This is a genomic window from Lacticaseibacillus manihotivorans DSM 13343 = JCM 12514 (assembly GCF_001435035.1).
GTDB classification, from domain to species: domain Bacteria; phylum Bacillota; class Bacilli; order Lactobacillales; family Lactobacillaceae; genus Lacticaseibacillus; species Lacticaseibacillus manihotivorans.
In genome coordinates, this window is record NZ_AZEU01000011.1 from 1 (window position 1) to 7,086 (window position 7,086).

General features: G+C 48.1%; 7 protein-coding genes. All 7 read right to left on the bottom strand.

Features of this window, described 5'->3' with window-relative positions; translation table 11 throughout:
* Positions 1-18 precede the first annotated feature (18 nt).
* The gene (locus FD01_RS00570; protein WP_056962257.1) at positions 19-963 is read right to left on the bottom strand and encodes an aliphatic sulfonate ABC transporter substrate-binding protein; all 945 of its coding nucleotides are present in this window, start codon (positions 961-963) and stop codon (positions 19-21) included.
* A gap of 10 nt (positions 964-973) precedes the next feature.
* On the bottom strand, positions 974-1,930 hold the full coding sequence (locus tag FD01_RS00575) for an aliphatic sulfonate ABC transporter substrate-binding protein (RefSeq protein ID WP_056962258.1): 957 nt from the start codon (positions 1,928-1,930) through the stop codon (positions 974-976).
* Complete coding sequence (locus FD01_RS00580) at positions 1,930-3,462, bottom strand: AMP-binding protein (RefSeq protein ID WP_056962259.1); 1,533 nt, start codon at positions 3,460-3,462, stop codon at positions 1,930-1,932. Before FD01_RS00580 ends, FD01_RS00575 begins: the two co-directional genes overlap by 1 nt.
* Positions 3,419-4,630: an acyltransferase gene (locus FD01_RS00585; protein WP_056962260.1), complete on the bottom strand. Its 1,212-nt coding sequence runs from the start codon at positions 4,628-4,630 to the stop codon at positions 3,419-3,421. Before FD01_RS00585 ends, FD01_RS00580 begins: the two co-directional genes overlap by 44 nt.
* 3 nt (positions 4,631-4,633) lie before the next feature.
* A complete protein-coding gene (locus tag FD01_RS00590) occupies positions 4,634-5,338 on the bottom strand; it encodes an ABC transporter ATP-binding protein (protein WP_056962261.1) in 705 nt (234 codons plus the stop codon).
* A gap of 1 nt (position 5,339) precedes the next feature.
* A complete protein-coding gene (locus FD01_RS00595; RefSeq protein WP_056962262.1) occupies positions 5,340-6,146 on the bottom strand; it encodes an ABC transporter permease subunit in 807 nt (268 codons plus the stop codon).
* A 229-nt stretch (positions 6,147-6,375) separates the two neighbouring features.
* Positions 6,376-6,903: a sigma factor gene (locus FD01_RS00600; RefSeq protein ID WP_056962263.1), complete on the bottom strand. Its 528-nt coding sequence runs from the start codon at positions 6,901-6,903 to the stop codon at positions 6,376-6,378.
* Positions 6,904-7,086: the final 183 nt, after the last annotated feature.

A 7,086-nucleotide genomic window follows, 5' to 3' on the forward strand; every position in this document is an offset into this window, starting at 1 on the left:
TTTTATTTTGTCTGAGTGCTAACGATAGTGGCTAACTTGATTGTAAAACGCGGGTTCTTCATAAAAGACATCGGCGATCGATTGTTGTTCCTTTAAAATGCTAGAGGTCATGGTGCCCATGGCGTAATAGCGCCGGGCCACCATTTTTTCTAAGATCGATTTCTTCAAGCCCAAAGACTTTTGCAACATGGTGACTAACTTGGCTTTGTGCGTGTTGGCCCACTTCATGTCTTCGCCTAAATACTTGATCAAATACTTCGAGACCGTTTTGTTGGCACTGGCGTATTTGGCTGTTGAGACGATGAATTCACGGTTTTTGGCTAAGCCGGTGTCATTAACCAATAACTTAGCGTCAGCGTTGACTTCTGCCGTTGAAGTGTAAGGATCCCAAGTCGCCCAAGCGTCGATAGTGCCTTTGGAAAAGGCGACTGCCGCGCTAGATTGATCCATGGAAACCAATTTCACATCACTGGTGGTCAGGCCCGCTTTTTTCAACAGGCGTAAGACAAAGTACTGACTGGACGTGCCTTTGGTGTAGGCGATGGTTTTGCCTTTTAAGTCAGACAAGCTTTGAATGTCGCCATTCTTTTTGACTTCCAAGCCGGAGCCTTTGACTTTATCAGAACCGGCGCCGACATACACGAAGTCTAATCCGTTAGCTTGCGCAGAGACTGGTGGGACATCGCCGACGCGGGCATAATCGATATCACCAGACTTCAAAGCAGTGGTCAACGCGGTGCCATCTTGGAATTCTTTGAAGACCACTTTATAGCCTTTTGCCTTCATCTTCTTGGCAAAAACGCCACGATTGCGCGCAATGTCGACAGAATCGGCTTTTTGATACCCGATGGTGACGGTGGTCAACTTGGTGTCTTTGGTTTCATGGGTTGAAGAATAGCCGAACCAGGCGACAAAGGCCACAATGGCGACTAGTAAGACGATCAATACATTTCGCTTTTTCATCAGTTCACCTTTATTTTACCGTGGCCTTAGTGACATCCACTTTTTTAGTGACGATCTTTTGTTGATAGAAGACGTCAGCAATGGATTGTTGTTCCTTCAAAATGCTGTCAGACACGCTGCCGAAGCTGTAAGTCCGACGATCGACCATTTTCTTGACGATCGCTTTCTTGAGTTTCAACATCTTCATCAACATGGTGGTCAGTTGGGTCTTGTGGTTGTTGGCCCAAGTCATGTCTTGGCCTAAGTACTTGGTCAATAACTTGGAAACATCTTTGTTCTTGGAAGCGTAGGTCTCAGTGGAGATCAAGAAGTCCCGGTTTTTGGCTAAGCCAGTGTCATCGACTAACAAAGTGGCGTCGTTGTTGACTTCGGCTGTGGCAGTATAGGGATCCCAACTAGCCCAAGCATCGACCGTGCCTTTGGCAAAGGCAACTGCGGCAGTGGCTTGATCCATTGATACCATCTTCACATCAGAGGTGGAAAGACCGGCTTTTTTAAGCGCTTGGATCAACATGTACTGGCTGGAAGTGCCTTTGGTGTAGGCGATGGTTTTGCCTTTGAGGTCAGCTAAGCTGGTGATGCCAGAAGTTTTCTTGACTTCGATCCCAGAGCCTTGCACCTTGTCAGAACCAGCAGCGACATACACGAAGTCTAAACCGTTAGCTTGGGCGGTGACAGGTGGCACATCCCCGACGCGGGCGTAATCGATGTCACCAGATTTCAAGGCAGTGGTTAAAGCCGTGCCGTCTTGGAATTCTTTGAAGACCACTTTGTAGCCTTTGGCCTTCATCTTCTTGGCGAGTTCACCGCGAGCGCGAGAAATGTCGACAGGATCCGCTTTTTGATAACCGATGGTGACTGTGGTGAGCTTCGTTGAGCTGGCTTGATGCGTTGAGGACCAGCCAAACCAAGCAACGGCAGCGACGATGACGACTAACAGGATGGTGAGTAGACTTTTTTTCTTCATTAACTATGGGCTCCTACAGAAAGTAATTGTTCCCGCAATTGCGGACGTAAGATTTTACCAGTGGTGTTGCGTGGAAATTCACGGACGAATTCGACGCGAGTGGGTGCTTCAAATTTCGCCAAGTGGCTGCGGCCGAAATCCAAGATTTCTTCGCGTTGTTCGGCTTCATTGAGCCCTGGTGTGGTAGAAACCAGGACAGCGGTGACTTCTTCGCCGTAAAGATCATCTGGCATGCCGATGACAGCTTGTTGTTCGATGAAAGGCAATTCAGATAAGACGGATTCAACATGGGCTGGAGCGACTTTTTCACCGCCGCGAGAGATGATCTCTTTTTTGCGGCCTTTGACAAACAGATAGCCGTCTTCGTCAAAGTAGCCGAGATCCCCGGTTAAGAACCAGCCGTCTTTAAAGGATTCTGGTTTTTCATCGTCTAAGTAATGGGTGATGACATGATCGCCTTTAATGGCAATTTCGCCTAAGGCACCAGGCGCGTCGGTGAAGTGATCGGCAATCAAGATCTTCACATCGGTGCCAAATGGTAAACCAGCAGAGCCAATTTTTGGTGCGTCATGCGGGTTAGTGGTGCACTGACTTGACGCTTCCGTCATGCCGTAGCCTTCAATGATCAACGTGTGGAAGCGGTCTTGGAAAGCACGCAGGCGTTCTTCTGGTAAGGCAAACGAGCTGGAGCGGACAAAGCGCAAGTTGATTTGGCTTTGCAAGCGACCATAAGCGGCGTTGGCTTTTTCGTTCAGCAATAAGAAGCTGACGATGGTTGGGACGACAGATACCCAAGTGACGTGGTTATCGGCGACTTGTTGCCAGAAACGACTCGCCGAAAACTTCGGCGTCACCAAAATGCGAGCGTTGGCAACGCGAGAAGATAAGGTCGACATCACTTGCGCATTGATATGAAACATCGGCATCATGATCATCGCGGTGTCGGCTTCAGTCATATGATTGGATTCGGCGTCATGAGTGGCAGCGTTGAGCATGATGCGGTGGGATAAGCCGACGCGCTTAGGTTTGCCAGTGGTGCCAGAGGTGTTTAAGATCAAGCCGAGGTCTTCGTCTTGAACTTCAGAGTGGTCGACATCTGTGCGATGTTCGAGTTGCTTGGTGTCGGCGATCACTTGCATTTTCGCAGTATTGACCTTTAAAGGAGACTTGGCAAAGCGCGCATCAGTCCAGGCTTCAGCTAAAGCATCAGTCGTTAACACTAGCGGATATTGGAATTGGTTCCAGTCAGCTTTCAACCCGGCAATTGGGGTGGTTGGCGAAATTGGGTGCACGATGATGCCGAGATTCCAAGCGGCTTGGTTGATCACTGGGAATACGGCAGAGTTTTCCAAGCAAACCAAGACGACATCCCCGCGGCCAAGGTTCATCGCAGTGAATAAGTTTTGCAGTTGATCGACGTCTTGTTGGAGTTCAGCGCCGGTAAACCAGCGATCCATCGCGGCATCTTTAATGATGTTGCGCGTTTGATTATTCTTTAGTTGATTGGACAGAAGCGTGGTTAATTTGGTCATGCGCTTTGTCTCCTTTCTTTTTAAACAAGTGAATTTGTGGCCGCCCGATCAAAATGCCAAACGGGGCGACTTTGTAGCAGAACCACGCGATCCCAAAGCTCATGCCTAATACCAGGGCATAGCCGACTGGAATCAAAGCAACGTAAGCCCAGTCTGGGAAGTGAGTGAATTTCAAGAGATAACTTAATAAGGTTAAGCCGATGGTTTGATCCAAATAGATCCCAAAGGACACTTTGGCGCCATTTTTGACGAATCGATCAAACCATGAGCCGACATGTTTTTTGCGCCAGCGGTCATAGATCTTCCCAACGCCAAAGACGAAAATGATCATCATGGTGTCATACAACAACATGTAAGGTTGGTGAGGGGATACGGCGCTGGTATGCGTGAGGCCTAAGACATTGCGATTCCAGAAATAATAGGCGACTGTGCCTAAGCCCAACGCCAAGGTGACAGTGCCAATGGCTTTGGCATGCTTTTTGATAAAGGCGACCATTGCTTGATAATGCAATGATGTGAACGCCCCGAAGATGAAGTAGAACTGATAAGTGAAGACGTTGACGCCATAAGCGCGCAGCCACCAGATCCAGTTGGAATCATCGATATGCGGCAAACCGTATTTGATCGCAAACATCAACAGCATTTGAATGGCAAAGCTGATGCCTAAGATCCAACCGTGATGGCCAGTGAACTTTTTGAAAAGCCAGACCAAAAACGGAAACAGCAGATACAACTGCAAGGTGACCAAAATGTAGTACATGTAGAATTGATCCCCGTGAATGATTGCGCTGTAATAAGTTGAGCCGAAGTTGTTCAGGGTAAATCCTGGCAAGCCGACGATCAAGGCGAACACCATCAAGATGAAGTTCCACAACAAGTAAGGCCAACCTGATCCGGCAAAACGCTTCTTAAAGAAGTTCGGCCAGTCGTCTTTTTTATAGTAGTTTAAGGTCAACACCAAACCGGTCATAAACATAAAGCCCATCCGCGTGAAGTGAATGGTTAAATGCGTCGACAGCAACAACATGTGCGCCCAGCCTTTAGAATCCGTCATGGATTGCGCAAAGGCTGTGGTGGTGTGGTTCAGCAATACCCCAAAAATGAACATGATGCGCATGGCATCGACTTCATATAAATATTTCCGCTTTTTCTTTACTCCAGTTGCCAAAAATCAAACCTCCTGTGGGGTGTTCAAAATCACGTTGAGCACGTCTTCTGACACAGTCCCGATGGTGGCGGCGTCTTGCCCTTTAGCGCCGTCTGCTTCATAAACATTGGTGCCGTCTTTGACGACGATCACGCGATCTGCCATCCGTGCGGCTTCTTCCACGTCATGGGTGATCAGCAGCGTAGTGAGATGTTGTTGTTGGCAGATCTCGGTGATCGAATCTTGCATCTTGCGACGCGTCAACGCATCTAAGGCGCCAAGGGGTTCGTCTAAAAGCAATAACTGGGGATCAGCCATCAACGCGCGGCCTAAAGCCAAACGCTGCTTTTGACCACCAGACAAAGAACTCGGGTATGAGTCAGGAAAATCTTGCAAGCCCACCGTTTCAAGCATGGCTTTGGCGCGAGCTTGTTGGACTTTGTCGCTGGATTTAAAGGAAAGGTTTTGCACGTTGGTCATCCATGGCAACAACCGGTCATTTTGAAACATCACGCGGGTGACCATGTTGGGGTCGGCGTATTTGATTTGACCAGAAGTCGGTTGTTCCAGTTGGGCGATCAAGCGTAAAATCGTGGATTTCCCACCGCCAGACATCCCGACTAACGCGATGAATTCGCCTGGGTAAATGGAGAAGTTGACATCATGCAACGCGGTTTTATCCCCGTAAACTTTGCCGATGCGCTCTAAGGTCAATAAGGGTTCAGCCATGTTAACGGCTCCTTTCTGCTTGCCAATCAAGGCAGATATCTTCGAGTAATTTTGCAATCAGATCTGAGACTTTGCCGAGCAAGGCGTAAATCACGATACACAACAAGACGGTTTTCATATTCATGAATTCTTGGGCGTTGGTGGCCATATAGCCGATCCCAGAAGTGGAGCTGATGGTTTCTGCGACGATCAAGGTCGTCCACATCACCCCTAAGGCGTAACGCACCCCAACTAAAATGGTAGGCAAAGCCCCTGGGAAGACGATTTTGGTGAGCATTTCGCGTTTAGATAAGCCATAAGCTTGGCCCATTTCAATTAGTTCTGGGTCAACGGAGGTGATGCCGTGGAAAGTATTGATGTAAATTGGGAACATGACGCCGACTGTGACCAAGGAAATCTTGGCAGTTTCGCCGATCCCAAACAAAATGATGACGACAGGAATCAAGGATAAATGGGGGATGTTGCGCAACATTTGAATCGTGGAATCAAACAACGCGCGGGCGGTTTTGGATAAGCCGTTGAGCATCCCGAAGAAAAAGCCGACGGAACCGCCAATTGCAAAGCCAACTAACGCGCGATATAAGCTGATACCCATATTCTTTTGTAATTCGCCGCTTTGCCACAAGCTCACGCCGTCTTGAATGACTGACCAAGGGGTGGGCAAAAGTTTGGTTGAGATCCAGCCCAAGGTGCCAGCGATTTGCCAGATGATGATCAACCCGACTGGAATTAACCAAGGTAAAAGCTGTTTGAAACTGTAAGCGCGGGGTTGTTTGGTGTTGTGGGTCAAATCCGTCGCGTTATCCATAATGTCATCTCCAATGATTTTTTAATGTCGTTTGTTAATGTTGCTAATATTAATCAGATAATCTTAAACCCAACTTAAAAGGATAAAATTTTCAGCAATTGGCTTTCACTGTCCAGCGACGAAAGACACAAGTCGAGGTCAGATCGACCATGACCCTGCGCATTGATGATGCTGTACAAACATATAAAAAGAGGATAAGACTGAACCGGTCTTGTCCTCTTGAGTGTTGTTAACTAAAGCGATGATAGTCGGCAATATAATTTTCTAACTTGCGCCGCGTTCGTTCTCGGGCACGCTGAACTTTCAGCGGTTGTTGGGCTAAGGTGCCATTTATTTCGGCCCAGAAGCTTAATGCTTCCACCGCTGATAGGGTATCGAGGAACTCATGTAACTCAATGCCCATGAGTAATGAATCTTCATAAGCCCGCGGCGTTTCACGGACTTTATTTTCAGGAACCGTTGGCATTAATACCGCGTTTTGATCGATGGCGCGCTTCAAGGCGAGGTTAAGACGCACGATGCCGTTGAGTTGTGAGTGCGCCACTAAGCGAAAATATGCCCCAAATTTTGACCCGGTATCACCATTAAACGTGATGACCGCTCGCAGTAGGGCTGCTCGCGATTCTTGTAGCCAATCGTCGCGGTCAAAGCCAGTTAAATGATAATGCTCGATCATGTTGATCAACATTGGCTGATATTGGGCAAACAACGCTTCAAAGGCGTCAGAATCATGCGCGGCACGTTTCACCAAGGTCATGATTTCGGCTTCAGTGATCCCATCACCCCCCCAAGTGTTGGGTCAAGACTACCCCACAATTTCATTGTATAAGCCCCAAGTGCTCAGACCTAAAATCTTACCCGCCAAAAGGCAATGCCTAACCACAAAAAAAGGGGTCTACACTTTCTGGTGTTGGAGAAATCCAACGCCGAGAGTGTGGGC

Coding starts and splice junctions, on each gene's coding strand:
- FD01_RS00600 (WP_056962263.1), bottom strand. CDS start 6,903: ATGACCTTGGTGAAACGTGCCGCGCATGATTCTGACGCCTTTGAAGCG.
- FD01_RS00590 (WP_056962261.1), bottom strand. CDS start 5,338: ATGGCTGAACCCTTATTGACCTTAGAGCGCATCGGCAAAGTTTACGGG.
- FD01_RS00575 (WP_056962258.1), bottom strand. CDS start 1,930: ATGAAGAAAAAAAGTCTACTCACCATCCTGTTAGTCGTCATCGTCGCT.
- FD01_RS00580 (WP_056962259.1), bottom strand. CDS start 3,462: ATGACCAAATTAACCACGCTTCTGTCCAATCAACTAAAGAATAATCAA.
- FD01_RS00595 (WP_056962262.1), bottom strand. CDS start 6,146: ATGGATAACGCGACGGATTTGACCCACAACACCAAACAACCCCGCGCT.
- FD01_RS00570 (WP_056962257.1), bottom strand. CDS start 963: ATGAAAAAGCGAAATGTATTGATCGTCTTACTAGTCGCCATTGTGGCC.